This window comes from Flagellimonas marina, from assembly GCF_042651185.1.
Classification (GTDB): Bacteria; Bacteroidota; Bacteroidia; order Flavobacteriales; family Flavobacteriaceae; genus Flagellimonas; species Flagellimonas marina.
Map to the genome: position 1 here is coordinate 24328 of NZ_JBHSCL010000002.1, position 25433 is coordinate 49760.

Here is a 25433-nt window from a genome sequence, read left to right on the forward strand (position 1 = left end):
TTAATACTTTTGAACAGGTTAACACCGTTCTAACAATATGATGAAATTCTAAAAGGTGGTTTTTGGCTACCTTTGTAAAAATTTTTTTTATGGATAAGAGTACCATCCGGTTTTCAAGAAAGGATTCTGCACAATTTTTCAGAACCTTGAACAAAAGAGTAAACGAATACTTCAACGAAAATGAAATAAAGAAAACTGGGAACTGGAAACTTCACTTGAAAACCATAGTGATGTTCGCCATCTTTTTGACCCCCTACTTTTTGATTTTAACCCTTCACCTACCCTTTTGGGCCTACCTATTGCTCTCCATTACCATGGGCGTGGGCATGGCCGGAGTGGGCATGAATGTCATGCATGATGGCAATCACGGTTCCTATTCCAATAAAAAATGGGTGAACAAAATCATGGGTAGCAGTATTTATATTTTGGCAGGAAATGTATATAACTGGCAAGTTCAACACAATGTATTGCACCATACTTACACCAATATCCACGAACATGACGAGGATATGGAAGCCGGCAGGATTTTGCGTTTCTCAAAACATGCCGAATGGCGCAAACATCATAAATTTCAACATTTTTACTCCATTTTTCTCTACGGATTGCTCACCTTCAATTGGGCTATCACTACGGATTTCCAGCAAATGTACCGCTACATGAAGCGTAAGTTGAGCTATGGAAAACTACCCAATCCCGTTATTAACTGGAGCACTTTGGTAATTACTAAAATCATCTATTTGACCATTTGGATCGTACTCCCCATGATTTTTGGAGGCGTAGCATGGTGGCAGGTACTACTTGGCTTTTTTATTATGCACTATGTGGCCGGTGTAATTTTGAGCGTAGTATTCCAATTGGCACATATTGTTGATGATGCCGAACAACCTTTGCCTGATGATGCAGGCAACATGAAGAATACATGGGCCATCCACCAATTGTTCACCACCGTAAATTTTGGCACAAAAAACAAGATTGTAAACTGGTTTACGGGCGGGCTAAACCATCAGGTAGAGCACCATATTTTCCCAAATATCAGCCACATACACTACACAAAAATTTCCAAAATTGTGAAACAGACGGCACGGGAATTTAATTTGCCCTACAACGAGTATAAAACTACCAGAAAAGCTATAATTTCGCACTTCAAACATTTGAAGGAATTGGGAAAAAACCCGGCACTTCAGTACCAGTAAAATAGCAAAATCGATGAGCAACCATTTATCTGACAGGATTCAGAACATGTCCACGTCAGCAACTTTGGCCATGGCGGCCAAAGCCAGGGAATTACGAAATGAAGGAAAGGATATCATTGGCTTGAGTTTGGGAGAACCCGACTTTAATATTCCTGATTTTATAAAGGATGCAGCAAAGCAAGCCATTGATGACAATTATAGCAGCTACACCCCAGTTGATGGCTACGCCGAGTTGAAAAAGGCCATCACCCTTAAATTTAAACGAGACAATAACTTGGATTATGGTCCAAGCCAAATTGTAGTGTCCTCAGGAGCAAAACAATCCTTGTTCAATGTGGCCATGGTAGTATTGAATCCCGGTGATGAAGTAATTCTTCCCGCCCCATATTGGGTAAGTTATAGCGATATTGTAAAGTTGGCGGAAGGTGTTCCCGTTGAAGTTCCAACAGGCATTGATACCGATTTTAAAATGACACCAGAACAATTGGAAGCGGCCATTACCCCAAAAACACGTATGCTCTGGTTCAGTTCACCATGTAACCCCAGTGGCTCTGTGTACAGCAAAGCTGAATTGGAAGGTTTGGCAGAGGTATTGAAAAAACATCCAGACATTTATGTAGTTTCTGACGAAATCTATGAGCACATCAACTTCACCAAAGGTGGACATACCAGTATTGCAGGGATTGATGGGATGTACGACAGAACGGTTACCGTAAACGGCGTATCAAAAGCATTTGCCATGACCGGATGGCGAATTGGGTATATTGGAGCTCCTGAATGGATTGCCAAGGGTTGTACCAAATTACAAGGTCAGGTGACCAGTGGGGCCAATGCCATTGCACAACGCTCAGTGATCACTGCCTTGGAAGCGCCCGTGAGCAAGATTCAGTATATGATAGACAAGTTCCATGAAAGAAGGGATTTGGTATTACAATTGTTGGGCGAAATTGAAGGGTTTAACCTTAACGTTCCCGAAGGTGCTTTTTATGTATTCCCGGACATCTCGGCTTTCTTTGGAAAGACCTTGAACGGAACAACGATCAACAATGCATCTGATTTTGCCCTATACCTGTTGGAACATGCCAATGTGGCTACCGTAACCGGTGAAGCATTTGGAAATCCCAATTGCATCCGTATCTCATACGCAGCATCGGAAAAAGAGCTTAAAGAAGCCATTGCCAGGATCAAGGCGGTGGTTTAAGAGTGCGTCATGCTGAACTTTGATTCAGCATCCCATTCTGTTCAGAAAGATGGGATGAGACCCTGAAACCAGTTCAGGGTGACGATTCAGAATAGATTCAGAATAGTAAATAATGAAAAACCTCCTGAATACAATTTTTGGAGGTTTTTTTTATGTCTTTTTCCAGAAATAGGGCGTTAGGATAATCAGAACGGTAAACAGTTCCAATCGCCCTAATAACATCAAGAATCCACACCACCATTTTCCAGCATCGGGAAGACTATCATAATTGCTCACGGGATTTAAGCTACCAAAAGCCGGTCCAACATTTCCCAAAGAAGAGGCCGCGCCTCCAACCGCTGAGATAAAATCAAGTCCCAAGAAGCCCAGCACCAAAGACCCTATGATAAAAAGTAGCATGTACAGCACAAAAAAAGCGATCACGTTGTACACGATATGCTCTGAAACCGTCTTTTGATTATACCGAACGGGAATAATTGCGTTGGGATGCAAGGTTCGTTTAAACTCTAAAATGCCATTTTTGATGATAATCAAATGGCGCATCACCTTAATTCCACCTGCGGTAGAACCAGCAGAACCGCCCAAAAACATCAATCCAAAGAAAAAGACGGTCAAAAAAGGCGTCCAAGAAGTAAAATCCGAAGTCACAAAACCTGTAGTGGTGACCACTGCTATGACTTGAAAAAGAGAGTGCCTAAATGCACTTTCTACTCTTCCCCAGACCATTGGGTGAAATTCCGAAACAACTACATCCGCTTTGTAGTAGATGCCCAAAGCCACTAAAATGGAAAAAATGGCTATAAAGCCAAAATAGTACTTAAACTCTTCGTCTTTTAGGATGCGCTGCACCCTTCTAGTGAAGGCAAAATAGCTGAGTACAAAATTGCTTCCCGCCAAAAACATAAAAACAATAATGATGTATTGTATCAAGGGTTCGTTGTTCCAAAAAGCCAAACTGGCATTCTTGGTGGAAAACCCCCCGGTAGACATGGTAGCCAACGAATGGTTGATGGCATCGAAAAACGTCATACCAGCCAATCTCAGCAATAGGGTCTCCAAGACGGTGTATCCAAAATAAATCAACCACAGTCGTTTTGCAGTGTCCGTAATCCTGGGATGTAATTTATCACCTCCTGGACCGGGTGCTTCAGCCGCAAACAACTGCATTCCCCCAATGCCCAGCAATGGAAGAATGGCAATGGCCAAAACAATAATACCCATCCCCCCAATCCAATGGGTAAGGCTCCTCCAAAGGAGAATACCTTCAGGAAGGGATTCAATATCGTTTAAAATGGAAGCCCCAGTAGTGGTATATCCAGAAATTGTTTCAAAAAATGCATCGGTAATGGAAGGAATTGAACCTGAAAAAAGATAAGGCAACATCCCAGAAATGGACATCACAATCCATCCAAACGTCACTACGATATAACCCTCTTTACGCTTTACTTCCTTTTTATGGCCTCGGGTGTAGAACATGGCCATCATACCAAAAAGCATGGTAACAATCGCTGCCAGGGTTATGTCCAAAGTAGCACCATCCTTAAAGATACCACTGGCAAAAGCTGCCAAAAGCATAAAAGAGCCATTGCACAGGAGCAAAAGACCCATAATATGGATGATAATACGCGTGTTGAGTCTCATTACAGGAACAACTTTTCAATCCTTGGGATGGCCTTGGGCAAACAACATACAACTACTTTGTCTCCTTCTTTAATTCTAAAGTCACCCAGTGCGATGATGCCTTCACCATTTCGGATGACCCCACCAATGCTTGCCTCCCGTGGAAAGTTTAATTCCTTGATAATCTCACCATTCACAAGTGAAGAAGCTTTTACCTCAAACTCCAAAATCTCAGCATTGAGGTTGTTCAATCGGGTCAAGGCCAACACCTCACCTTTTCGGATGTATCGGAAAATACTGTTCGCTGCAAGCAGTTTTTTATTGATGAGCGTATCCACACCAATGGAATGCGACAGCTGAAAATAATCCATGTTCTCCACCAAAGCGATAGTCTTTTTTATTTTTTTGGACTTGGCCACCAAACAGGACATGATGTTGGTCTCTGAATTTCCGGTAACGGCAATAAATGCATCCATGGATTCCAAGCTCTCTTCTTCCAGAAGCTCTACATTGCGTCCATCTCCATTAATGACAAGGGCATGGGGCAGTTCATCCGCAATATCAAAAGCCTTTTCCTTGTTTTTTTCGATGAGTTTTACATTGAAACGCTTGTTGCACAGGTCACGAGCCGTTTTAAAACCTACCTTACTGCCACCGAGCACCATCACATTTTTGATTTCCTGCTTCTGCATTCCAGTAAGTTTGTACAATTCTTCCACACCCTTATCCGAGGTAATGAAGTATACCTGATCGCCTTCTTTAAAGACAGTATCCCCACGAGGAATCAAGGTGTATTGTGTTCCCATTCGTTGTAAGGCAATGGGCATAAAGTGCAATTCTGGAAAAATACGGGCGGCCTCTTTTACCATTTTGCCCACGAAGGGTGCAGTCCTTGGGAGGATAACTCCGAACATGGTCAATAAACCACCTTCAAACTCATACGTGTCGTTAAAAGCTGACTGGTTGAGCATTAACTGGATTTCCATCGCGGCCAGGCGTTCTGGTGAAATGAGTTCATCGATACCCAAATCTTGAAACCGCAAAGATTCGCGGTTGTCCATGAATTCCGTGTTTGAAATTCGGGCAATGGTACGCTTACAGCCCAACTGCTTTGCCAAAAAACAAAGGGTGATGTTGGTGGTTTCCGATGCGGTCACCCCAATAACCAGTTCTGAGGAATCCACTTGGGCATCCCGTAGCACTTGTATGGACGTGGCATCACCACGGAGCACTCGAATATCCAAATGGGTATCTGCATAGGCCAAACTCTCCTTGTCCGTGTCAATCAATGTAATATCCTGTGCTTCATACGACAAAAGTTTTGCCAAATGAAACCCTACCTCACCTGCTCCTGCAATTATGATTTTCATCGATTAAAATAAGATGTGTTCTTGAATACGTTCAATCTGTGTGCTACAAATGATAAAAGAATAGTGGTCGGGACCTAAACAACATATTTTTAACAACATACGGAAGGATGTCCCATTGCTGAGCAAAATTACACAAATATTTTTGTCCACCTCCCATATTGCTAAATTGTATATTTGCCAACAAATTCTATTGATGTCAAAAAAAGTTACGCCTTACAAGGAGTCACAGCTTGGAAAAAAGGAACAAGTACGCCAAATGTTCGACACCATTTCCAAAAATTATGATGGTCTCAACCGCGTCATTTCCTTTGGAATAGACCTAAAGTGGCGTAAGCGAATGGTGAAACTGCTCAAGGTAAAAGCTCCCAAAACCGTATTGGACATAGCCACGGGAACAGGGGATTTGGCCATTGCCATGACCCAGACCGGGGCTGAAAAAATCATTGGTCTGGATATTTCCCCCGGCATGCTGGAAGTTGGTAAGGAAAAAATAGTGGACAAAAACCTGCAGGATACCATAGAAATGGTGGTGGGCGACAGTGAGGATCTACCTTTTGAAGACAACTCTTTTGATGCGGTTACGGTTGCCTTCGGCGTGCGAAACTTTGAGAATCTGGAAAAGGGACTGGCTGAAATCTACCGTGTATTGAAACCAACAGGCACCTTTATGGTCTTGGAAACTTCCGTGCCCACAAAAACCCCTTTTAAACAAGGATATAGTTTTTATTGTAACCATATTCTTCCCACCATTGGTAAAATCTTTTCAAAAGACCGTTCGGCCTACGCATATTTGAGTGAATCTGCATCTGTTTTTCCACATGGTGAAGCCTTCAACAATATTTTGGCCAAAATTGGGTTTATAGGAATAGAGAACAAACCCCAGACATTTGGAGTTGCCTCCATTTATGTCGCCACAAAATAGATTAATGAAAAACGTCTTTCTTCTGTTCAGCTTGCTGTTGGCATGCACAACTTCCTTGGCACAGTTCACCGATGATCATATCCTTAATCTTCAGACCGAGGATAAGAAGTTCTTGAATTGGGGATATTACTTGGGCTTCAATCAATATGATTTTCAATTTGAATACAAGAATGATATTGGTCGTGATATTTTGGTCGATAAAAGCCTTGGATTCAATGTAGGCTTGATCGGAGAAATGCGTATCAATGACTATTTGGACACCCGTTTTGAGCCAGGCTTGTTGTACACCGCCAGAACTCTGGGCTTTCCCGGGTTTACCAGTCAAGCTGATGCATTGCGAGAAGTGCGGTCCACTTATATTCGTTTTCCATTGTTGCTGAAGGTCAGTGCCAAGCGTTTTGGCAACTGGAAACCCTTTATTGAAGGTGGCGTTTACACTTCATTGAATTTAGGGAGCAAAGAAGATAGCTTAGACGATAACAGCAGTGGTGAATTCCGGATGAAAAAGAACGTGTACGGGTACGAACTGGGTTTTGGTATCGATTTTTACACCGAATACTTCAAGTTCACACCCTCTATTCGTGGTGTTTTTGCCCTTTCTGATGAGTTGGTTCCCGATGAAGACCCCAACAGTCCCTGGACCGGAAACATCAATGCCATGCGCACCAGAGGGATTTTTATCAATTTTACGTTTGAGTAGCGTTAGATAGTTGGATAGTTGGATAGTTGGATAGTTGGATAGTTGGATAGTTGGATAGTTGGATAGTTGGATAGTTGGATAGTTGGATAGTTGGATAGTTGGATAGTTGGATAGTTGGATAGTTGGATAGTTGGATAGCAAAATTCAAAAAATCCTATCGTCCAAAAATCGAAAAATCCAGAGGTTTACCGTCTTATTTCATTCAGAAGAATAGCCGTTGCCGTGGCCACATTGAGGCTTTCCGCAGTGGGTTCACCAAATTGGGGAATTGCAATACGCTCGTTGATATATTCGGCAACCGCGGGTGATATACCATTGGCTTCATTACCCATCACCAAAATACCACTAGTTGTAAGTTCTTTTGCGTACACAGATACCCCGTCCATAAAAGCACCAAAAACCGGTAGCTTTGAATTTTTCAGATACGCTTCAAGTTTTAGGTAGGCAATATTTACACGAGCAATGGAACCCATTGTGGCTTGCAGCACTTTTGGATTGTAACAATCCACCGTATCCTCAGAACATACCAAATTTTTTATGCCAAACCAATCGCACAGCCGTATGATTGTTCCCAGGTTTCCGGGATCTCGAACCGCATCCAGTGCCAAAATCCAATCAGAATCATCTATTTTTTTGGTTTCGGGCATGTAAAAAACGCCCAGCACGCCGTTGGGATTTGTTAAGCTGCTCATTTGTTTCATCTCAGCCTTGGAAACAATCTCCGCAGTTTCAAAATCCGTTGGGTTTTGCGAACCATCAATAAATAATGTATGGGCTTTCAGGCCCCATTTCAACAACTCATCTACAGTCTTTTGGCCTTCCACCACAAACAGTCCATGTTGACTTCGGTACTTTTTTTGCTTTAAGCTTACAACTAGTTTAATTTGGTTTTTCGTAACCATCTAAATCGTGTATTTTTGGCGACTATGAAGGGTTCTTTACGTCTATTGTGCAACTGGGCAAAAATAGGGTTATTGTTGCTTATATTGGTCATTGCTGGTTGCAACACCCTTAAAAAGGTTGGTGATGAGGAATTATTGCTTACCAAAAACAACATTTATGTTGATGACGAAAAGATTACTGATAGCGAGATCAAAGGTCTAATCTCACAAAAACCGAACAGCAGTGTGCTGGGATACCCCCTTCGCTTAAACCTCTACAATCTGGCCAAGGAAGACCCAGACTCCTCTTTTCAGAACTGGTTACATCGAAAAGAAAAAAGAGAAAAAAGACTCAATAACCTACTCTCCGAGAAACAGGTCAATAGGCTGCAAGAGTCATTTATGGTAAAAGGATATAGTGAGTTTTTAAAAAGGATTGGGGAACCTCCGGTTGTCATTGATACCGCTCTCACCAATAAATCGGTGAAAAGACTGGAAGCCTATTATAACAGCAAGGGTTATTTCAACAATTCCGGCACGTACCAAATTGTTGATGGTAAAAGAAAGAAAAGGGCCGAACTGGATTATCAGGTTACTTTGGGAAAACCTTTCATCATTGATACAGTACAAAAAAATATTACCTCACCTGAACTGGATTCCATTTACAGGGCTTTCTACAAACAATCCTTTGTAAAGCAGGGTGAGCAGTTCGACTTGGACAATTTTACCTTGGAACGTGAACGGCTCACTGCCCTTTTCCGCAATTCTGGAGTTTATAATTTTCAAGAAAGCTCCATCAATTATGATATTCTCAGGGACACTACATTGACAGCGGATGACCAATTGATGGACGTTCAGTTAAACATTAAAAAATTTAGGAGCGCCACAGACAGCACGGATACTTCGGACCCCTACAGAATCCATCGTCTAAAAAAAATCAACATCTATTCAGATTATCTTTTTGGTGACGATATCGACTCCTTAAACTCCATCGAATACGAAAACTACACCATTTACTATAAGGAGAAGCTTCGATACCGACCAAAAGCGCTTACAGATGCCATCTTTTTTGAAAAGGATAGTATTTATAGGGATATTGACCGGATTCGCACCTACCGACAGATCACCAACCTGAACACCTTTAAATATCCGAATATTGAATTTATTCCAGATACCACCCAAGCGCAGTTGATATCCAACATCTACTTGGCACCCAGGCCCAAATTTTCATTGAACATGAATTTTGATGTAACCCACTCCAACATACAGAAAGTGGGTACGGCTTTCAGTGCATCCGTGATCACAAGAAACGTGTTCGGAGGTGCCGAAACCTTAAATATTTCTGCCCGCGGGTCGATTGGTCTATTGAGTGATGCTTCGCTTTCCAATGAAACCTTTACCTCCGAACTTGGTGGAGATATCAACATCACCTTTCCAAGGATATGGCTTCCGTTCAACACAGAAAAAATAATTCCGTACTACATGCTGCCCCAAAGTAGGCTCTTGGCAGGTACCAACTTTCAAAGAAACATTGGTCTGGACAAACAATCCTTAAACTCTATTCTCTCCTATAATTGGTCTCCTACCGATAGACTCAGGAACAATTTGGAATTACTCAATGTGGAGTTTGTGCGAAACGTAAATCCCGATAACTTTTACAACGTATACCGTAACACCTTTGCCAATTTGGACGATTTGGCAGATGATTTTCAGGACGACCCACAATATGCTTCCTTTTTTGAGGAGTCGAACAACGATACCGACCCATTACGCTTGACTATTCCAGAAGGTGCCAATGCTTTTGCCCAGGCCGTCTTGAACAATGAGATTCCCGTATCAGAAGAACAGCTTGATGAAGTCAATAGCATTGAAGAACGTAGGCGAAGATTAACAGAGAACAACCTCATTTTCGCCACAAACTTCACCCATACCAAAAACAGCAAGTCCGGCATCAACGACAACGATTTTTATCAATATCGAATAAAGCTGGAAAGCGCTGGCAACCTACTTTCCATGGTAGCTAATGTGGTTCCGTACAATAAAAACGATGATGGTCAGCTCCTAGTTTTTGGGGTTCCTTTTTCTCAGTATTTAAAGACCGAAATTGATTATATCCGGCATTGGCAGTTGGGTGACTCCCAAGTATTGGCCTTTCGGAGCTTTGGTGGTCTGGCTGTTCCCTACGGGAACTCCAACAATATCCCCTTTGTGCGAAGTTACTTTGCTGGAGGTTCAAACGACAACCGTGCTTGGAACGCCTATGAACTGGGGCCAGGAAAAACCAACAACATAAACGACTTCAACGAAGCCAACCTAAAGCTCGCTTTTAACTTAGAGTACCGTTTTCCAATTGCTGGGGATGTAAAAGGTGCACTTTTTGCCGATGCAGGTAATATCTGGAACGTATTTGACAATGAAAACAATCCAGATGCCATATTCTCTGGCTTCTCTTCTTTAGCCGATATAGCCCTGGGCACAGGTTTGGGTTTGCGTTATGATTTCACCTATTTTGTATTTAGGCTAGATGTTGGTTTTAAGACCTATAATCCTGCTGAGCAAGGTTCCGATCGCTGGTTCCGCGATTTCAATTTCAAAAAAGCCGTATTCAATATCGGTATCAATTATCCTTTCTAGCGGAATTATTTTATTACTTTTGTGGCCTAATTTAACTCGAAAACCATCTTAAACTATGTCCCACAATATTAAGCCAGGTGTTGCCACGGGCGATGAAGTACAAGCTATTTTTAAACACGCAAAGGAAAACGCATACGCGCTTCCAGCAGTAAATGTGGTAGGTTCCAACACTATCAATGCCGTAATGGAGACAGCCGCATCTTTGAACTCTCCTGTAATTATTCAATTTTCTAACGGAGGCGGACAGTTCAACGCAGGTAAGGGACTTTCCAACGAAAACCAAAAAGCTGCCATTTTGGGAGCTGTGGCCGGTGCTAAACACGTGCATCAATTGGCCGAAGCCTATGGTGCCACCGTAATATTGCACACCGATCACTGTGCCAAAAAATTATTGCCGTGGATCGATGGTCTTTTGGAGGCAAGTGAGGAACATTTTAAAGCAACAGGTAAATCCCTGTTTAGTTCCCACATGATTGATTTATCGGAAGAACCCATTGAGGAGAACATTGAAATATGCAAAGCGTACTTGGAGCGCATGAGCAAAATGGGTATGACCTTGGAAATTGAATTGGGAATTACCGGCGGTGAAGAAGATGGTGTTGACAACACCGATGTTGATGATTCAAAACTATACACGCAACCCGAAGAGGTAGCCTACGCTTACGAGGAATTATCAAAAGTAAGCCATAGATTCACCATTGCAGCTGCATTCGGTAACGTTCACGGAGTATATAAACCCGGAAACGTGAAATTGACGCCAAAAATCTTGAAAAACTCCCAAGAGTTTATTTCTGAAAAATACGGTGTTGAGGAAAATCATATCGATTTTGTGTTCCACGGGGGTTCCGGTTCCACGGTGGAAGAAATTAGAGAAGCTATTGGGTATGGTGTTATCAAAATGAACATCGATACCGATTTACAATATGCCTTCCTTACAGGAATTAGGGATTATATCCAAGATAAATCCGCTTACTTGCAGGCTCAAATTGGCAATCCTGATGGAGATGACCAACCCAACAAAAAATTCTACGACCCCAGAGTGTGGCTTAGAGAGGGTGAAAAAACTTTTGTGGCTCGATTGAAGAAAGCCTTTGAAGATTTAAATAACGTCAATACCTTATAGACCTTTGTTTAATTTAATTTTGATTGCATGTCGTCTTGGTTTAAAAGAAAGGAAAAAGGAATACAGACCTTAACAGAGGAAAAAAAAGATACCCCGAAAGGATTATGGTATAAATCCCCTACTGGAAAAATTGTTGAATCTGAAGATCTTGCCAAAAACTTCTACGTTAGTCCTGAGGATGATTATCATGTTAGAATTGGCAGCAAGGAATATTTTGAGATTCTTTTTGATGATAACAAGTTCAAGGAACTGGACGAGAATATTTCTGCAAAGGATCCTTTAAAGTTTGTAGACACCAAGAAATATTCAGAACGTCTAAAGGCGGCCCAACAAAAAACAGGACTTAAGGATGCCGTTCGTACAGCGGTCGGGAAATCCATGGGCAAGGAAATTGTGATTGCCTGTATGGATTTTAGTTTTATTGGTGGTTCCATGGGCAGTGTGGTTGGCGAGAAAATTTCCCGCGCCATTGATGTGGCCAAAAAGAAAAAGGTGCCATTCCTTATGATTTCAAAATCGGGGGGTGCCCGTATGATGGAGGCTGCGCTTTCCCTTATGCAGTTGGCAAAAACATCAGCAAAACTGGCCCAATTGGCCGAGGCCAAAATTCCATACATTTCTTTGTGTACCGATCCCACAACTGGGGGAACTACAGCTTCCTATGCCATGTTGGGTGATATCAATATAGCGGAACCCGGTGCATTGATAGGATTTGCCGGTCCCCGCGTTGTAAAAGATACGGTAGGAAAAGATTTGCCGGAAGGCTTCCAAACCTCTGAATTTTTAAAAGAGCATGGGTTCTTGGATTTTATTGTCCACAGAAGAGACTTGAAAAAACAGGTCAATCTTTATATCGACTTGATTTCAAACCAACCCATTAGAGCATAAAAAAAGCCCCGATTTCGGGGCTTTTTTATTTATGTCAGTTCGAGCGCAGTCGAGAATCTTCTGCCAACTTTATACCTTAGAAAGACATCTCGACTGCGCTCGATGTAACATTCAGCTTTTTTAGTTTTAATTCACAGCTAATTTCTGAAGCGACGCAAAAATATTTCCTCTTCCGTACCATCGGCATAGGTTAAAGTACCTTTGGCATCGCAACTACCATCTCCAAAGTCCAAGCTCGCCGTATTTCCAAATCTTGAAATTTCCAAAACACCGCTAACAATAAATCGACAAGACATTTCCCTACGAAGTGGAGTGATTACTTCCTTTATAAATTCATTTCCAGCTCTGCTGACATAGGTGCGTTTACCAGTTATCAAGAAAACATTATCGCCCCAAAAACCAGTACCAAAGCCTTCTATCCATTCGCGGGTTCGGGTGCCAGTATAAGACGTGGTATTTCCATCGGGCCACGTAGATGTAAATGTGGCATTTGCCGTGCCCTGTGGATTTCCGTTTTCATTGGAGCGTACGCGTACAATGCTGGCCGAACCTTCAACGGCCACACCATTGAACACGAAATCTTCCAAACTAAGACTGATGGTGTTTGAAGCGGCCTGCATATCTCTTGAATAGCTTACATAAATGGTACCGCTGACGGTGTTCCCGTTGGGCATTTCACAATCTTCTCCAAAATTCAGTGTAACATTTTTAGTAGTCTCCGTGAGTTCAATGGTGACTACGGCACAATCTGGTAAATAATCCGAATGGTAATCCATTTTGGAAGTTGTGGAGATTTCATCAGCCGCATACACGTCTTCGGCAATGGCCGTGATTTCTTCGGAAATCATCTCGGTCTCATCACTAAACTTTAGTTCGGTGGCAGATATAACCTCAGTACTGGACAATTCTTCAGCAGTAGATTCATCTTTACTACATGATAAGAAAGTCAGAAATAATGCTCCTAAAAGAAGGGATGCCAATCCGGTAAAGTTCCTTTGATCAAGATTCTTTTTCATAATGATATATTTTATGGTTTGTTGCTTTGACCCTCCTAAATGAAAAAGGTTTAATTTGGCCTTAAAATTCATAGATTCAAAAAAACGACTATCTTTGCACGCTGATTGAAGGTCAATCAATACATAAAAATCATTTAAATAAATATTGGAATGTATTTAACAAAAGAAGTTAAAGCCGAGATTTTCAAGAAACACGGCGGCTCTGAGAGCAACACCGGTTCTACGGAAGGACAAATTGCATTGTTCACGCACCGTATCAACCACTTGACACAACACCTTAAAAAGAACCATAAGGATTATAACACCGAGCGTTCTTTGGTAGCTTTGGTAGGTAAAAGACGTAGTCTTTTGGATTACCTAAAGAAAAAAGACATTGAAAAATATCGTTCTTTGATCAAAGAATTGAACATTAGAAAATAAAAATTGAGGGGAGGCTTTGGCTTCCCCTTTGTTTTCGTTGGACGGGCTCCAACAACCCTAAGTCCCAAGCTGCAAATTGGGCAAACACAAAAAGCTTCACATAGTTTTTCATTGGTCAGTGCCTAAAGGCACACACAACAACAACACAACCCGACCGTCCGGATGGCGGTAGACCAAATGTTTAACGACCCGCATCTATTGCGCGGGTAAGATTATTTGTATGATTCCAAAAACTTTTAAAGAGGTCATTGACCTTGGTGACGGTAGGGAAATCTCTATCGAAACTGGTAAATTGGCAAAACAGGCCCATGGTTCTGTGGTTGTCCAATCAGGCAAGTGCATGTTACTATGTACAGTTGTCTCTAACTACAAACAAAGCGACGTTGATTTTCTGCCCCTTACGGTTGATTATCGCGAAAAATTTGCCGCTGCTGGACGTTATCCCGGCGGATTCTTTAAACGTGAGGCCAGACCCAGCGATGGCGAGGTACTGACCATGCGTTTGGTGGACAGGGTATTGCGCCCGTTGTTCCCAAAAGATTATCACGCTGAAACGCAGGTGATGATCCAATTGATGTCGCATGACGAAGAGGTTATGCCCGATGCCATGGCCGGATTGGCCGCTTCGGCTGCCATTCAACTTTCAGATTTTCCTTTTGAATGTGCCATTTCAGAAGTTCGTGTAGGACGTGTGAATGGTGAATTTATCATCAATCCTACCAGAGCGCAACTGGATGAGTCGGATATTGACATGGTGATTGGTGCCTCCGCAGATTCTGTGATGATGGTTGAAGGAGAAATGTCTGAGATTTCCGAAGAAGAAATGGTAGAGGCGATTAAATTTGCCCACGAAGCCATTAAAGTGCAATGCGAAGCTCAGCTGAAATTGGCGGAAGCTTTCGGAAAGAAAGAAACCCGTGAATACGAACCCGAAGTTGAAGACGAAGAACTTCAGAAGAAGATTTACGACATGGCTTACGATAAAGTATATGCCGTAGCCAAAGCCGGTTCTGCTAAACATGAGCGTAGTGCTGCTTTTGAGGAAATTAAAGAAGAAATCAAGGCTACCTTCTCCGATGAAGAGTTGGAGGAAATAGGTGGATTGGTTTCCAAATACTACCACAAAGCTGAAAAAGAAGCCGTCCGTAACCTTACGTTAGAGGAAGGTTTGCGTTTAGATGGACGTAAAACCACTGATATTCGACCTATTTGGTGCGAAGTGGATTACTTGCCATCCGTACACGGTTCTGCCATCTTTACCAGAGGCGAAACCCAGGCATTGGCAACCGTAACTTTAGGAACTTCCCGTGAAGCCAATCAAATAGACATGCCGTCTTTTGAAGGTGAGGAAACTTTCTATTTGCACTATAACTTTCCTCCATTTTCTACTGGGGAAGCAAGACCAATCCGTGGTACCTCCCGTAGGGAAGTAGGTCACGGAAACTTGGCGCAACGTGCCTTGAAAAAGATGATACCGGATGATTGTCCGTATACGGTTCGTGTGGTTTCCGAAGTATTGGAATCCAACGGTTCCTCTTCCATGGCCACCGTTTGCTCTGGTACTATGGCCTTGATGGATGCTGGGGTGCAATTGAAAAAACCAGTCTCTGGTATTGCCATGGGATTGATCACCGATACCGAAACTGGCAAATATGCCGTTCTTTCGGATATTTTGGGTGATGAAGACCACTTAGGCGACATGGACTTTAAGGTAACTGGTACTGCTGATGGTATCACCGCTTGCCAAATGGACATCAAAGTAAAGGGCCTTTCCTATGAAATTTTGGTAAAAGCCTTGATGCAGGCCAAAGATGGAAGGATGCATATTCTAAAAGAATTGACCAATACCATTGCTGAACCAAGACCTGAGGTGAAATCCTACGCACCAAAAATTGTTACCAGAATTATTCCTGGTGAGTACATTGGTGCCCTTATCGGTAAAGGTGGAGAAGTGATTCAAGAACTTCAGAAGACGACCAAGACTACTATTGTAATCAATGAAGACCCAGATACCGAAGAAGGTATTGTGGAAATCTTGGGTACGGACCAAGATGGTATCAATGCCGTACTGGCTAAAATTGATGCCTTGATGTTCAAGCCTGAAGTGGGTAGCGTTTACGAAGTAAAAGTCATCAAACTATTGGATTTTGGTGCTGTTGTGGAATACGTGGATGCCCCTGGAAACGAAGTATTGTTGCACGTTTCTGAATTTGCTTGGGAACGCACCGAAAATGTAACCGATGTGGTCAATATGGGTGATGTTATCGATGTAAAATACTTCGGTATAGATCCCAAGACCCGAAAGGAAAAAGTTTCCAGAAAGGCCTTATTGCCAAAACCCGAAGGATACCAAGAAAGACCTCGTAGCAATGACCGAGGTGGAGACCGAAGAGGTGGCGGTGATCGCAGAGGCGGAAACCGTGACCGAGATAGAAAACCGAGAAGGGATTAATTTCCCATTTCGTAGTTATACTGAAAGCCCTAGGAAATCCTAGGGCTTTCTGTTTTTACTAAAAATTTTACAAATAAATTTTACCAAATTGTAACATTTCGGTTTTTTCTACGTATAAACTAATGAGCTTCGGTTCAAAAAAACTTAATTTGAAGGGAAAATTTAGATGAGACAGTTAAAGATTACAAAACAGGTTACCAATAGGGAAACCGCATCGTTGGACAAGTATTTGCAGGAAATCGGGAAAGTGGATTTGATTACTGCCGATGAGGAAGTGGAGTTGGCACAACGTATTAAAGCGGGAGACCAGGTGGCCCTGGAAAAATTAACTAAAGCCAACCTTAGGTTCGTGGTTTCTGTGGCTAAACAGTACCAAAACCAAGGATTGACCCTCCCCGATTTGATTAATGAGGGGAATTTGGGACTGATCAAGGCCGCACAGCGTTTCGATGAAACCCGCGGTTTTAAGTTCATTTCCTATGCGGTTTGGTGGATTCGCCAATCCATTCTACAAGCATTGGCGGAACAATCCCGTATCGTGCGTTTGCCGTTGAACAAAATCGGTTCCATCAACAAAATCAACAAAACGTTTGCTTTCTTGGAGCAAGCCCATGAGCGTGTGCCTTCTGCAGAGGAAATTGCCAAAGAATTGGACATGACCGTGGAAGATGTGAAGCAATCCTTGAAAAATTCAGGCCGACACGTATCTATGGATGCTCCATTGATTGATGGTGAGGATTCCAACCTGTACGATGTATTGCGAAGTGGGGAATCTCCGAATCCAGATAAAGAGTTGTTGCACGAATCTTTGCGCACTGAAATTGAACGCGCTTTGGAAACTTTGACCCCCCGAGAGGCCGATGTTATAAGGCTTTACTTTGGTTTGGCCGGACAGCATTCCATGACTTTGGAAGAAATTGGTGAGACTTTTGACCTTACCAGGGAAAGAGTTCGTCAAATCAAGGAAAAGGCCATCAGACGTTTAAAACATACGTCCAGAAGTAAGATTTTAAAGACCTATTTGGGGTAAATTGTAAAATTTACACCGCAAATTACAGTTAAACTCGTCTTAAATTTTTTTTTTGGCAAGAAAATTGTAATTTAGATACCTACAACAGTTTATCATGACTGTTCGTTTTTTGATTGATGAATAAACTCCGGCTGATTACCGGAGTTTTTTCATTTTATACAATCAAGTTTTGGCGAGAGTTTATCTCTTTTTCTCCCCGTTCACCAATCGCATTATTTGTAATGGATTGTCCTGCTTTAATTCATCAGGCAATAGGGCATCCGGGAAATTTTGGTAGCACACTTGTCTTGCAAAGCGGTCAATAGCCTTTGTTCCAACAGAGGTGGACCTTGAATCCGTAGTAGCTGGATAAGGGCCACCGTGCACCATAGCATGGCACACCTCAACTCCGGTCGGGAATCCGTTGATCAACAAGCGACCCACTTTTTCCTCCAAAATATCGATAAGCTCCTTATTATTCACTAAATCCTCTTCGGTACCATGGATGGTCGCAGTTAAATGACCGTGAAGGTTTCGGGCTATTTCCAACATTTCACTGTTATCGGAAGTGTTCACTAACAAAGTTGATGGTCCAAAAACCTCCTCTTCCAACAATGTATTGGATAAAAAGTTCTTACCCTCGGTGGCAAACAAATTGGCATTTCCATGATTTCCACCCGCATCGGCGCCTTTCGCTAGGTATTCAACACCTTGCTGTGACGATAATTCCTTAACACCACCATCAAAGGCATCGTGAATACCTGAGGTAAGCATGGCTGACGAGTTGGATGCTTCCACCAAATTGGTCAACGACTTCTTAAATGATTTGGTTTCCTCAGATTCATGGGCTATGACAAGTCCTGGGTTGGTACAGAATTGACCCACACCCAAGGTAAAAGAACCATGCAATTGCTGACTAAGCTCCTCGCCTTTTTCGGCCATGGCGCCGGGTAAAATGAACACTGGGTTGGTGCTTCCCATTTCAGCATAAACGGGAATTGGGTTCGCTCGTCTAGAGGCCGCATCAAACAATGCCCTTCCTCCTCCAAGAGAACCAGTAAATCCTACTGCATGGATGCCATTGTGACTTACCAAGGCAGTACCCACTTCGTGGGAAATACCATGCAGCATAGAGAATACACCATCTGGCATTCCGGTTTTTTTAGCTGCGTTAACGATAGCTTCTGCCACCAATTCGCAGGTTCCTGGGTGAGCTGGGTGCGCTTTTACCACCACAGGGCAACCTGCCGCCAATGCGCTGGCAGTATCACCACCCGCCACAGAAAACGCCAAAGGAAAGTTACTGGCACCGAAAACGGCCACTGGCCCCAATGGACGCAGCATACTCCTAATATCCACTCTGGGCAATGGTTGTCTATCCGGTATGGCTTCATCAATTCGTGCGTCGACCCAAGAACCTTCCCGTAGCACGGTGGCGAACAATTTCATTTGTCCCATGGTTCTGCCCCGCTCTCCGGTAATTCTTCCTTCGGGCAGCCCCGTTTCTGCACAGGCACGTTGCACCAATGCGTCACCAAGGGCCAATATTTCATCGGCAATGACATCCAAAAAGGCTGCCTTTTCTGCTCCCGATTTATTTTTATAGACTTTGAAGGCTTTTTCTGCCTTTTCAACGGCGATGTTTATTTCTCCTTCAATTGCCTCGGTGAAAGCTGTCTCCAGATTTTCCCCGGTACTGGGGTTAATTCCATAAAACGTGTTGGCCCCTAAGGCCGATTTCTCATTTCCTAGGTAATTCTTGCCTTGTAATTGCATGTTTTGGGATTAATTTATCCGATTGTGTTTGTTAATGTTCCTATATTATCAATAGTGATATTAATTTCATCATTCTGTGCCAATGTAAAGCTTGCATCTGGCACGATACCGGTTCCTGTCATTAAAAAACATCCGCTAGGATAGGTCGTATGTTTGTAAAGGTACTGAACAATGTCCTCAAACTTCCGTACAATTTGGTCTACCCCTATTTCCCCCGAGAAAACCTTGTTCCCATTTCTCACGATATCCAAATAAATTTTGGAATCTTGGGGAAATGGTTCATCGGTAACCAGAATACATGGGCCTATGGCGGCGCTCCTGTCATAATTTTTTGCCTGAGGTAGATAAAGCGGATTTTCGCCCTCAATACTTCTACTGCTCATATCATTGCCAATGGTGTAGCCTACTATCTTTTCGTTGGATGTAATACAAAGTGTGAGTTCTGGCTCAGGAACGTCCCAAGTGGAGTCATCCCGTATGGCAACTTTATCCAAATGTCCAACGGCCCTAGCCGCGGTTGATTTGAAAAACAGCTCTGGTCTTTCGGCATTGTACACGCGTTCGTAAAAGTCACCTCCGCCGGCTTCTTTAGCTTCTTCCTGTCGCCCCATTTTACTATTGTAGTACGTAACGCCTGTAGCCCAAATTTCCTGATTTTCGATAGGCTTCAACAAGTGGTCTGAAATCAGTTCCGGACCATTTTCAATGGGTTGATTTTGACTAACAATGGATTTGCACTTCTGAAAAAGGGAATCATCATTGATGAAATCATCCCAACTTGCGTCACTCAAGTAGTATTTTCCTTCAGATTGAAGTACTATCCCTTTTGATGTTCGATAAACTTTCATGGTTTTAATTTACAAATAGACTTATGATTAATACTGTAATTATCGAGGTCAGTCCAATGACCAAAGTTCCCAAACTATGAAGTTTGTAGCCTTGCCCAACGTTCATTCCGCTCATTTGGGTCACTACCCAAAAAAAGCTGTCATTGGCGTGGGAGACCACCATGGATCCGGCTCCTATGGAAACCACCAATAATGCTTTATCCATTTCACTTTCCATTCCCAAACTGGGCATCATGGGCAGCATAATGGATGCCGTGGTAATCAATGCTACCGTTGAGGATCCTTGAGCCAGTTTTATAGCCGAAGCTATCAAAAATGGCAGGAAAAAGCTAAGGTTCAAATCACTTAAAGCCTCTCCCATAACACCAGCTATTCCTGAATTTTGCAGCATCTTTCCAAAAACACCTCCTGCTCCCGTTATCAATAAAATATTGGCCGATTCCTTTAGGGCTTTCCCGACCCACCCCTCTGTAGATATTAATTCTTTTTTTAGCTTTTTGGGTAGTGAAAAAGCCAAAAACATTCCAATGACCAATGCCATTACCGGCTCTCCCAAAAATTGAAGGAAAGATTGCCATCCAGTAATCTCCTGTGCGTCAATGGTTTTCATCCTTGAATTGACCATTATCAAAACAATGGGAACTACAATGGGCAATGATGCTTTGAAAGCGGATGGTGCCGTTTTCATTTTTTGATCAATACTTTCCTGCGAAATATCGGGATTGGGCTCAATATACGTCCTGGCCGCAAATTTTGTGGCGAATACCAAGGCCATGACCAAGGCCAATATACTAATTGGAATGGCCAAGGCCAAAACCAAACCTAAATCGGCCCCCAAAATACCGGCAGCGGCTATGGGCCCAGGGGTTGGCGGAACCAAATTATGGGTCACCGTTAATCCCATTGCCAGGGCTACCGCAGACCCAGCCAAACTGATACCAGCTTTTTTGGACAAACTTTTGTTCAATGGAGATAGTAGAATAAAACCGCTATCGGCATAAACTGGAATGGAAACAAAATATCCCAAGATTCCCATGGCGGCTGCGACACGTTTCTTTCCTACAATCTTGATGACTGCTTCAGCCAAGGCATATGCCCCACCGGTATTTTCCAAAAAGGCACCTATAATCACTCCAAAGATGATGACAAGGCCTATTTTTCCAAGTGTACCACCAAAACCATCATTGATGGTATCCAAAATGAGGCCATAATCCATTCCGGCTGCGAAACCAAAAAAGACAGCCACCATAAAAAGGGCCAAAAATGGGTGGAGCCTCAAATAATTGACCATAAAAATAATAAGGACAATGCTTACGAGTAAATAGACAACTAACATAGACTGGCGATGGTTTAATGTAGGTCTCCCTTTACGTCACTTCCCGAGCCTCCGACCAAAATATCAAGGTCTGCTCCTTTTTCCGCTTGTTCCACATGGTTCAGGTAGATTTTTACATACCCCCGTTCAGTATGGGACTCAGGTGGTGTCCAAACGGCCCTTCTTTTTTCCAGCTCCTCCGGTGAAACATCAAGGTGCAAGCGTCTATTTTCCACATCAAGCTCAATAAAATCCCCATTTTGGACAAGGGCAAGGTTCCCTCCTATCGCCGATTCGGGAGAGACATGCAAAACCACTGTTCCATAGGCCGTACCGCTCATTCTGCCATCGGAAATACGCACCATGTCCTTTACGCCTTGCATAATCAGCTTCTCAGGGAGGTCAACATTTCCAACTTCCGGCATACCGGGATAGCCTTTGGGCCCCACATTTTGAAGCACGATCACACTATCTGCATCAATATCCAAATCAGGGTCATCCACGCGGGCATGGTAATCGTCCATACTAGTAAACACCACGGCCTTACCCCGATGTTTCATGAGTTCTGGCGTGGCCGCTGACGGCTTTATCACAGCACCATTCTCGCATAAGTTTCCTTTTAAAACCGCGATACCTGCATCCTTTTGGAACGGGGTTTCATACTTGGAAATCACCTCCTCATTATAACAAACTGCCTTTTCACAATTCTCATAATGGGATTTGCCATTCGCAGTGACCGTTCTGTGGAGTTTGGATTTTAATTCTTTTAAAACTACAGGGAGTCCTCCCGCATAAAAATAATCTTCCATAAGATGTTTTCCAGAAGGCATCAAGTTGACCAACAGCGGAATCTTACTCCCCAAATCATCAAAGTCCTCCAATTTCAAGGGAACTCCCATCCTGCCCGCAATGGCTATCAAATGGATAATGAGATTCGTGGAGCCACCCACGGCTGCATTGACCACGATTGCATTTTCAAAAGCTTCTCTGGTGAGCATTTTGGATAGGGTCAAATCTTCATTCACCATTTCCACTATCCGTCTTCCCGAAAGCTGGGCCATAACTTTTTTTCGGGCATCAACAGCCGGAATCGCGGATGCCCCTGGCAATGTGAGTCCCAACGCCTCCGCCATGGTGGCCATGGTCGAGGCTGTTCCCATGGTGTTGCAGTGTCCTGCACTTCGGGCAGCACATATTTCAGCTTCTAAGAAATCCTCATCGGTGAATTTGTCCTTTTTCTGTTTCTCCTTGATCATCCAATTGAAGGACCCTGAGCCTATTTCCCCTCCCCTGAACTTTCCATTGAGCATGGGTCCACCGGGAACCACAATAGTGGGAAGGTCCACACTACAAGCACCCATTATGGTAGATGGGGTGGTCTTGTCGCAACCGGTCAACAAAACAATGCCATCCAAGGGGTTTGCCCGAATGGATTCCTCTACATCCATGCTGGCCAAGTTTCGGAAGAGCATGGTGGTGGGTCGCATAATGGTCTCTCCCAAAGACATTACAGGGAATTCCAAAGGAAATCCCCCGGCTTCCAAAACTCCCTTTTTTACAATCTCGGCGAATTCCCGCAAATGGCCATTGCACGGTGTCAATTCAGACCATGTATTGCAAATGCCAATCACAGGCCGCCCCCTGAACATATCATCGGGATAACCTTGATTGCGTAGCCAAGAACGGTGCACAAATCCCATCTTATCATTGCCCCCAAACCACTCTTTACTGCGCAGGTTTTTCTTGTTTTCTTTCATTAATTTCTATGATTGTTTAAATATACTCAATCGATTGCGATAAAAATACAAGGATTCATAGTCAAACAAAATTATTGCTAATCGTGATTTCCTGGGTTCCTCTTCCCGGCAAAATCGAGCTATACGTTTACGGGCTGATACGGATGTTTACCCCTAAAAACCTGCTATCTGCATATGGTTGCACTGAACATGCCCCCTATTTTGTATTTTCACCCAAAGTTAGCCAAGGCCAGAAATATGTTTCGAAAGCGGTCATATTGGCTTTAAACGAGGGCCAGAACATGATTGAAAGATTTTTTGGAACTAAATATAGAATCTATTATCACATACTTTTTTGGGTAGGCTATATCTTGTTCTATACCATTTTTTGGGGTAGCTACGAGGGAAGCAATTATTGGGATGAAACACTGCAATTATTGTTTCTACTACCATGGAAATTGATTCCCACCTACATTACCTTGTACTATTTGATGCCCAAGTACCTCTATCCCAAACGGACCTCAACCTATATTCTACTCTCCCTTATTTTGGCTATTTCAATGGCCTTGATTGACCGATACATGAACTGGAGGTTTTTATATCATTGGTTCAATCCTGAAGATGAACACTGGAAAGACCCGGTCTGGTACCTTCCCAAGGTAATCAATTCACTTTTGAGCGTTTACACTCCAGTTTTTGTAGCAATGGCCATAAAACTACAACGGTTCTACTATAAAAAGGAGCAAATCAATAAGGAACTGGAAAAAGAAAAAATCGAAACTGAACTTAAATTTTTAAAAGCCCAGATACATCCCCATTTCCTTTTTAATACCTTGAACAGTATCTATTCTCTCTCCTTGGAAAAATCCGAAAAGACACCAGATGCCGTTTTGGGGCTTTCCAAGTTTTTGGACTATATGCTATATGATTGCAACGATCGTTTGATTTCAGTTCAAAAGGAATGGGAAGAACTCATGAACCTGGTCGCATTGGAACAATTGCGGTATGGAGACAAGCTCTCTATTTCAACGAGATTTGAAGATGATAGTAGCACTAGTTTTATTCCGCCATTGTTACTATTGCCTTTTGTTGAAAATGCCTTTAAACATGGGGCCGATACTTTGCTTGATGATTCCTTTATTGATATACACTTAAAATTGACCGGACATCAGCTCCAATTCACAGTGGAAAACAGTAAAGCGTCATCCGAAGAAAGTGAAGAGTTGGATGGGGATAAAAACATTGGTCTGAAGAATGTAAAACGTAGATTGGCACTTTTTTTTCCTGATAAACATCACTTGGAAATTCATCAGGAACCTGACCAATTTTCAGTAAAGTTGGAAATTGATCTTAGTGACGTAAATTCATAAGCTAGTTATGGACAAAACGATTACATGTATCATAGTGGACGACGAGCCTTTGGCTAGAAAAGTACTAACGAAATATGCCAGCCAAATGGACAATTTGGAGGTTGTAGCCGTATGTTCCAACGCTGTTGAAGCCTTTTGTCATTTACAAAAAGGGAATATTGACCTGGTTTTTTTAGATATTAAAATGCCGAAAATCAATGGTTTGGAACTCTTGGAATCTCTCAACCCCGTTCCTTTGGTAGTCTTCACTACGGCCTATCGCGAATTTGCCGTCAAAGCTTTTGAGCTAGACGCCATAGACTACCTTTTAAAGCCTATATCCTTAGGCCGATTTATGAAGACCATCGCCAAAGTGAACAAATTTTTGACAGGGAATCATGTAGTAGGGATGGTTGAGGGCCAACTTCAACCAAAGGATCCCATATCCAAATTAAACCCCGAACCCGAACTCCTTTATATCAAATCCCAACGGAAAACAGTAAAACTGGACTTATCTGAAATTTTATATTTGGAAAGCTTGAATGACAAGGTTACCATTCATACTTCTGATGGAGAGATCCAAACCGCACAGCGCATTGGGTCTCTTGAGGAAAAATTACCCAAGACCAAGTTTTTACGTATCCACAGATCTTTTATTGTCGCTTTGGATAAAATTACCGCCTTCAACACCATAATGACCGAAGTGAATGGCAAAGAACTCCCAATTGGTCGAAATTATAGGTCGCATGTCATGACCATTTTGCAGGATAATCCCCTTTGACCTCACAAAAACGGTGTTAAGCATTCCTTAAATCAGCCTTCAAGGTAACTTCCGCAACCTAAATAACATCCGAACACACATTTTCGGCATTGGAGATTACTCAAATGTTGTATGCACCTAATCTCCTGACATTTCCAAAGCCGCCTTGCGAATGTAAACTGAGGGATAGTTCTTTGAGTATCATCAAAAAACGAACAGT

At 42.7% G+C, this 25433-nt stretch carries 20 protein-coding genes; 12 read left to right on the plus strand and 8 right to left on the minus strand.

What is annotated here, in order from left to right:
- Positions 1–89: 89 nt before the first annotated feature.
- Positions 90–1193 (plus strand): fatty acid desaturase family protein, encoded by a 1104-nt coding sequence (locus ACFOWS_RS00295; protein WP_366584583.1) that lies wholly within the window; start codon positions 90–92, stop codon positions 1191–1193.
- A gap of 13 nt (positions 1194–1206) precedes the next feature.
- Positions 1207–2394 carry a pyridoxal phosphate-dependent aminotransferase gene (locus ACFOWS_RS00300; RefSeq protein WP_366584585.1) on the plus strand — a complete coding sequence of 396 codons (1188 nt, stop codon included), beginning with the start codon at positions 1207–1209 and terminating at the stop codon, positions 2392–2394.
- Between the two features lie 150 nt (positions 2395–2544).
- On the opposite strand, the gene ACFOWS_RS00305 is transcribed toward ACFOWS_RS00300, so the two are convergent.
- Together ACFOWS_RS00305 and trkA are read right to left on the minus strand one after the other, a co-directional pair.
- Complete coding sequence (locus ACFOWS_RS00305) at positions 2545–4035, minus strand: TrkH family potassium uptake protein (RefSeq protein ID WP_379761894.1); 1491 nt, start codon at positions 4033–4035, stop codon at positions 2545–2547.
- Positions 4035–5384 carry a Trk system potassium transporter TrkA gene (gene trkA, locus ACFOWS_RS00310; protein WP_366584589.1) on the minus strand — a complete coding sequence of 450 codons (1350 nt, stop codon included), beginning with the start codon at positions 5382–5384 and terminating at the stop codon, positions 4035–4037. The genes ACFOWS_RS00305 and trkA overlap by 1 nt, the downstream gene beginning before the upstream one ends.
- 193 nt (positions 5385–5577) lie before the next feature.
- On the opposite strand from trkA, the gene ubiE reads away from it, so the two are divergent.
- Both ubiE and porT read left to right on the plus strand, forming a co-directional pair.
- The gene (ubiE, locus tag ACFOWS_RS00315; RefSeq protein WP_379761896.1) at positions 5578–6306 is read left to right on the plus strand and encodes a bifunctional demethylmenaquinone methyltransferase/2-methoxy-6-polyprenyl-1,4-benzoquinol methylase UbiE; all 729 of its coding nucleotides are present in this window, start codon (positions 5578–5580) and stop codon (positions 6304–6306) included.
- A 4-nt stretch (positions 6307–6310) separates the two neighbouring features.
- Positions 6311–7006, plus strand: coding sequence for a type IX secretion/gliding motility protein PorT/SprT (porT, locus tag ACFOWS_RS00320; RefSeq protein ID WP_366584593.1), 696 nt, complete (start codon positions 6311–6313; stop codon positions 7004–7006).
- Between the two features lie 185 nt (positions 7007–7191).
- Here the strand turns inward: porT and ACFOWS_RS00325 are convergent, their stop codons facing one another.
- Positions 7192–7908 (minus strand): TrmH family RNA methyltransferase, encoded by a 717-nt coding sequence (locus tag ACFOWS_RS00325; protein WP_379761897.1) that lies wholly within the window; start codon positions 7906–7908, stop codon positions 7192–7194.
- Between the two features lie 24 nt (positions 7909–7932).
- Here ACFOWS_RS00325 and tamL point away from each other — a divergent pair, with 24 nt between their 5' ends.
- Genes tamL through accD form a run of 3 tightly spaced genes read left to right on the plus strand, consistent with a single transcriptional unit; the run spans position 7933 to position 12532 of the window.
- Positions 7933–10521 (plus strand): translocation and assembly module lipoprotein TamL, encoded by a 2589-nt coding sequence (gene tamL, locus ACFOWS_RS00330; RefSeq protein WP_379762318.1) that lies wholly within the window; start codon positions 7933–7935, stop codon positions 10519–10521.
- A 55-nt stretch (positions 10522–10576) separates the two neighbouring features.
- Positions 10577–11644, plus strand: coding sequence for a class II fructose-bisphosphate aldolase (gene fbaA / locus ACFOWS_RS00335; RefSeq protein WP_366584596.1), 1068 nt, complete (start codon positions 10577–10579; stop codon positions 11642–11644).
- 27 nt (positions 11645–11671) lie between these two features.
- Complete coding sequence (gene accD, locus ACFOWS_RS00340) at positions 11672–12532, plus strand: acetyl-CoA carboxylase, carboxyltransferase subunit beta (protein ID WP_379761898.1); 861 nt, start codon at positions 11672–11674, stop codon at positions 12530–12532.
- 137 nt (positions 12533–12669) lie between these two features.
- Here accD and ACFOWS_RS00345 read toward each other — a convergent pair whose 3' ends face one another.
- Positions 12670–13548 (minus strand): hypothetical protein, encoded by an 879-nt coding sequence (locus tag ACFOWS_RS00345; protein WP_379761900.1) that lies wholly within the window; start codon positions 13546–13548, stop codon positions 12670–12672.
- A 150-nt stretch (positions 13549–13698) separates the two neighbouring features.
- On the opposite strand from ACFOWS_RS00345, the gene rpsO reads away from it, so the two are divergent.
- From rpsO to ACFOWS_RS00360, 3 genes are all read left to right on the plus strand, one after another.
- The gene (rpsO, locus tag ACFOWS_RS00350) at positions 13699–13968 is read left to right on the plus strand and encodes a 30S ribosomal protein S15 (protein WP_366584602.1); all 270 of its coding nucleotides are present in this window, start codon (positions 13699–13701) and stop codon (positions 13966–13968) included.
- Positions 13969–14188: 220 nt separating this feature from the next.
- Positions 14189–16420, plus strand: coding sequence for a polyribonucleotide nucleotidyltransferase (locus ACFOWS_RS00355; protein ID WP_379761901.1), 2232 nt, complete (start codon positions 14189–14191; stop codon positions 16418–16420).
- 166 nt (positions 16421–16586) lie between these two features.
- Positions 16587–17450 carry a sigma-70 family RNA polymerase sigma factor gene (locus tag ACFOWS_RS00360; protein ID WP_036382919.1) on the plus strand — a complete coding sequence of 288 codons (864 nt, stop codon included), beginning with the start codon at positions 16587–16589 and terminating at the stop codon, positions 17448–17450.
- 180 nt (positions 17451–17630) lie between these two features.
- On the opposite strand, the gene ACFOWS_RS00365 is transcribed toward ACFOWS_RS00360, so the two are convergent.
- Genes ACFOWS_RS00365 through ACFOWS_RS00380 form a run of 4 tightly spaced genes read right to left on the minus strand, consistent with a single transcriptional unit; the run spans position 17631 to position 23125 of the window.
- Positions 17631–19205: an aldehyde dehydrogenase (NADP(+)) gene (locus ACFOWS_RS00365; protein WP_379761903.1), complete on the minus strand. Its 1575-nt coding sequence runs from the start codon at positions 19203–19205 to the stop codon at positions 17631–17633.
- 14 nt (positions 19206–19219) lie between these two features.
- Complete coding sequence (locus tag ACFOWS_RS00370; protein ID WP_379761904.1) at positions 19220–20053, minus strand: fumarylacetoacetate hydrolase family protein; 834 nt, start codon at positions 20051–20053, stop codon at positions 19220–19222.
- A 4-nt stretch (positions 20054–20057) separates the two neighbouring features.
- Complete coding sequence (locus ACFOWS_RS00375; RefSeq protein WP_379761905.1) at positions 20058–21389, minus strand: GntP family permease; 1332 nt, start codon at positions 21387–21389, stop codon at positions 20058–20060.
- Between the two features lie 14 nt (positions 21390–21403).
- On the minus strand, positions 21404–23125 hold the full coding sequence (locus tag ACFOWS_RS00380) for an IlvD/Edd family dehydratase (protein WP_379761906.1): 1722 nt from the start codon (positions 23123–23125) through the stop codon (positions 21404–21406).
- A gap of 281 nt (positions 23126–23406) precedes the next feature.
- On the opposite strand from ACFOWS_RS00380, the gene ACFOWS_RS00385 reads away from it, so the two are divergent.
- Positions 23407–24474 (plus strand): sensor histidine kinase, encoded by a 1068-nt coding sequence (locus ACFOWS_RS00385; protein WP_379761908.1) that lies wholly within the window; start codon positions 23407–23409, stop codon positions 24472–24474.
- Between the two features lie 7 nt (positions 24475–24481).
- A complete protein-coding gene (locus tag ACFOWS_RS00390; protein WP_379761909.1) occupies positions 24482–25234 on the plus strand; it encodes a LytR/AlgR family response regulator transcription factor in 753 nt (250 codons plus the stop codon).
- The last annotated feature ends 199 nt before the right edge of the window (positions 25235–25433 follow it).

Excerpts from the sequence above, each read along its gene's own strand:
- ACFOWS_RS00295 (WP_366584583.1), top strand. The coding sequence starts at position 90 with ATGGATAAGAGTACCATCCGGTTTTCAAGAAAGGATTCTGCACAATTT.
- ACFOWS_RS00300 (WP_366584585.1), top strand. The coding sequence starts at position 1,207 with ATGAGCAACCATTTATCTGACAGGATTCAGAACATGTCCACGTCAGCA.
- ACFOWS_RS00305 (WP_379761894.1), bottom strand. The coding sequence starts at position 4,035 with ATGAGACTCAACACGCGTATTATCATCCATATTATGGGTCTTTTGCTC.
- trkA (WP_366584589.1), bottom strand. The coding sequence starts at position 5,384 with ATGAAAATCATAATTGCAGGAGCAGGTGAGGTAGGGTTTCATTTGGCA.
- ubiE (WP_379761896.1), top strand. The coding sequence starts at position 5,578 with ATGTCAAAAAAAGTTACGCCTTACAAGGAGTCACAGCTTGGAAAAAAG.
- porT (WP_366584593.1), top strand. The coding sequence starts at position 6,311 with ATGAAAAACGTCTTTCTTCTGTTCAGCTTGCTGTTGGCATGCACAACT.
- ACFOWS_RS00325 (WP_379761897.1), bottom strand. The coding sequence starts at position 7,908 with ATGGTTACGAAAAACCAAATTAAACTAGTTGTAAGCTTAAAGCAAAAA.
- tamL (WP_379762318.1), top strand. The coding sequence starts at position 7,933 with ATGAAGGGTTCTTTACGTCTATTGTGCAACTGGGCAAAAATAGGGTTA.
- fbaA (WP_366584596.1), top strand. The coding sequence starts at position 10,577 with ATGTCCCACAATATTAAGCCAGGTGTTGCCACGGGCGATGAAGTACAA.
- accD (WP_379761898.1), top strand. The coding sequence starts at position 11,672 with ATGTCGTCTTGGTTTAAAAGAAAGGAAAAAGGAATACAGACCTTAACA.
- ACFOWS_RS00345 (WP_379761900.1), bottom strand. The coding sequence starts at position 13,548 with ATGAAAAAGAATCTTGATCAAAGGAACTTTACCGGATTGGCATCCCTT.
- rpsO (WP_366584602.1), top strand. The coding sequence starts at position 13,699 with ATGTATTTAACAAAAGAAGTTAAAGCCGAGATTTTCAAGAAACACGGC.
- ACFOWS_RS00355 (WP_379761901.1), top strand. The coding sequence starts at position 14,189 with ATGATTCCAAAAACTTTTAAAGAGGTCATTGACCTTGGTGACGGTAGG.
- ACFOWS_RS00360 (WP_036382919.1), top strand. The coding sequence starts at position 16,587 with ATGAGACAGTTAAAGATTACAAAACAGGTTACCAATAGGGAAACCGCA.
- ACFOWS_RS00365 (WP_379761903.1), bottom strand. The coding sequence starts at position 19,205 with ATGCAATTACAAGGCAAGAATTACCTAGGAAATGAGAAATCGGCCTTA.
- ACFOWS_RS00370 (WP_379761904.1), bottom strand. The coding sequence starts at position 20,053 with ATGAAAGTTTATCGAACATCAAAAGGGATAGTACTTCAATCTGAAGGA.
- ACFOWS_RS00375 (WP_379761905.1), bottom strand. The coding sequence starts at position 21,389 with ATGTTAGTTGTCTATTTACTCGTAAGCATTGTCCTTATTATTTTTATG.
- ACFOWS_RS00380 (WP_379761906.1), bottom strand. The coding sequence starts at position 23,125 with ATGAAAGAAAACAAGAAAAACCTGCGCAGTAAAGAGTGGTTTGGGGGC.
- ACFOWS_RS00385 (WP_379761908.1), top strand. The coding sequence starts at position 23,407 with ATGATTGAAAGATTTTTTGGAACTAAATATAGAATCTATTATCACATA.
- ACFOWS_RS00390 (WP_379761909.1), top strand. The coding sequence starts at position 24,482 with ATGGACAAAACGATTACATGTATCATAGTGGACGACGAGCCTTTGGCT.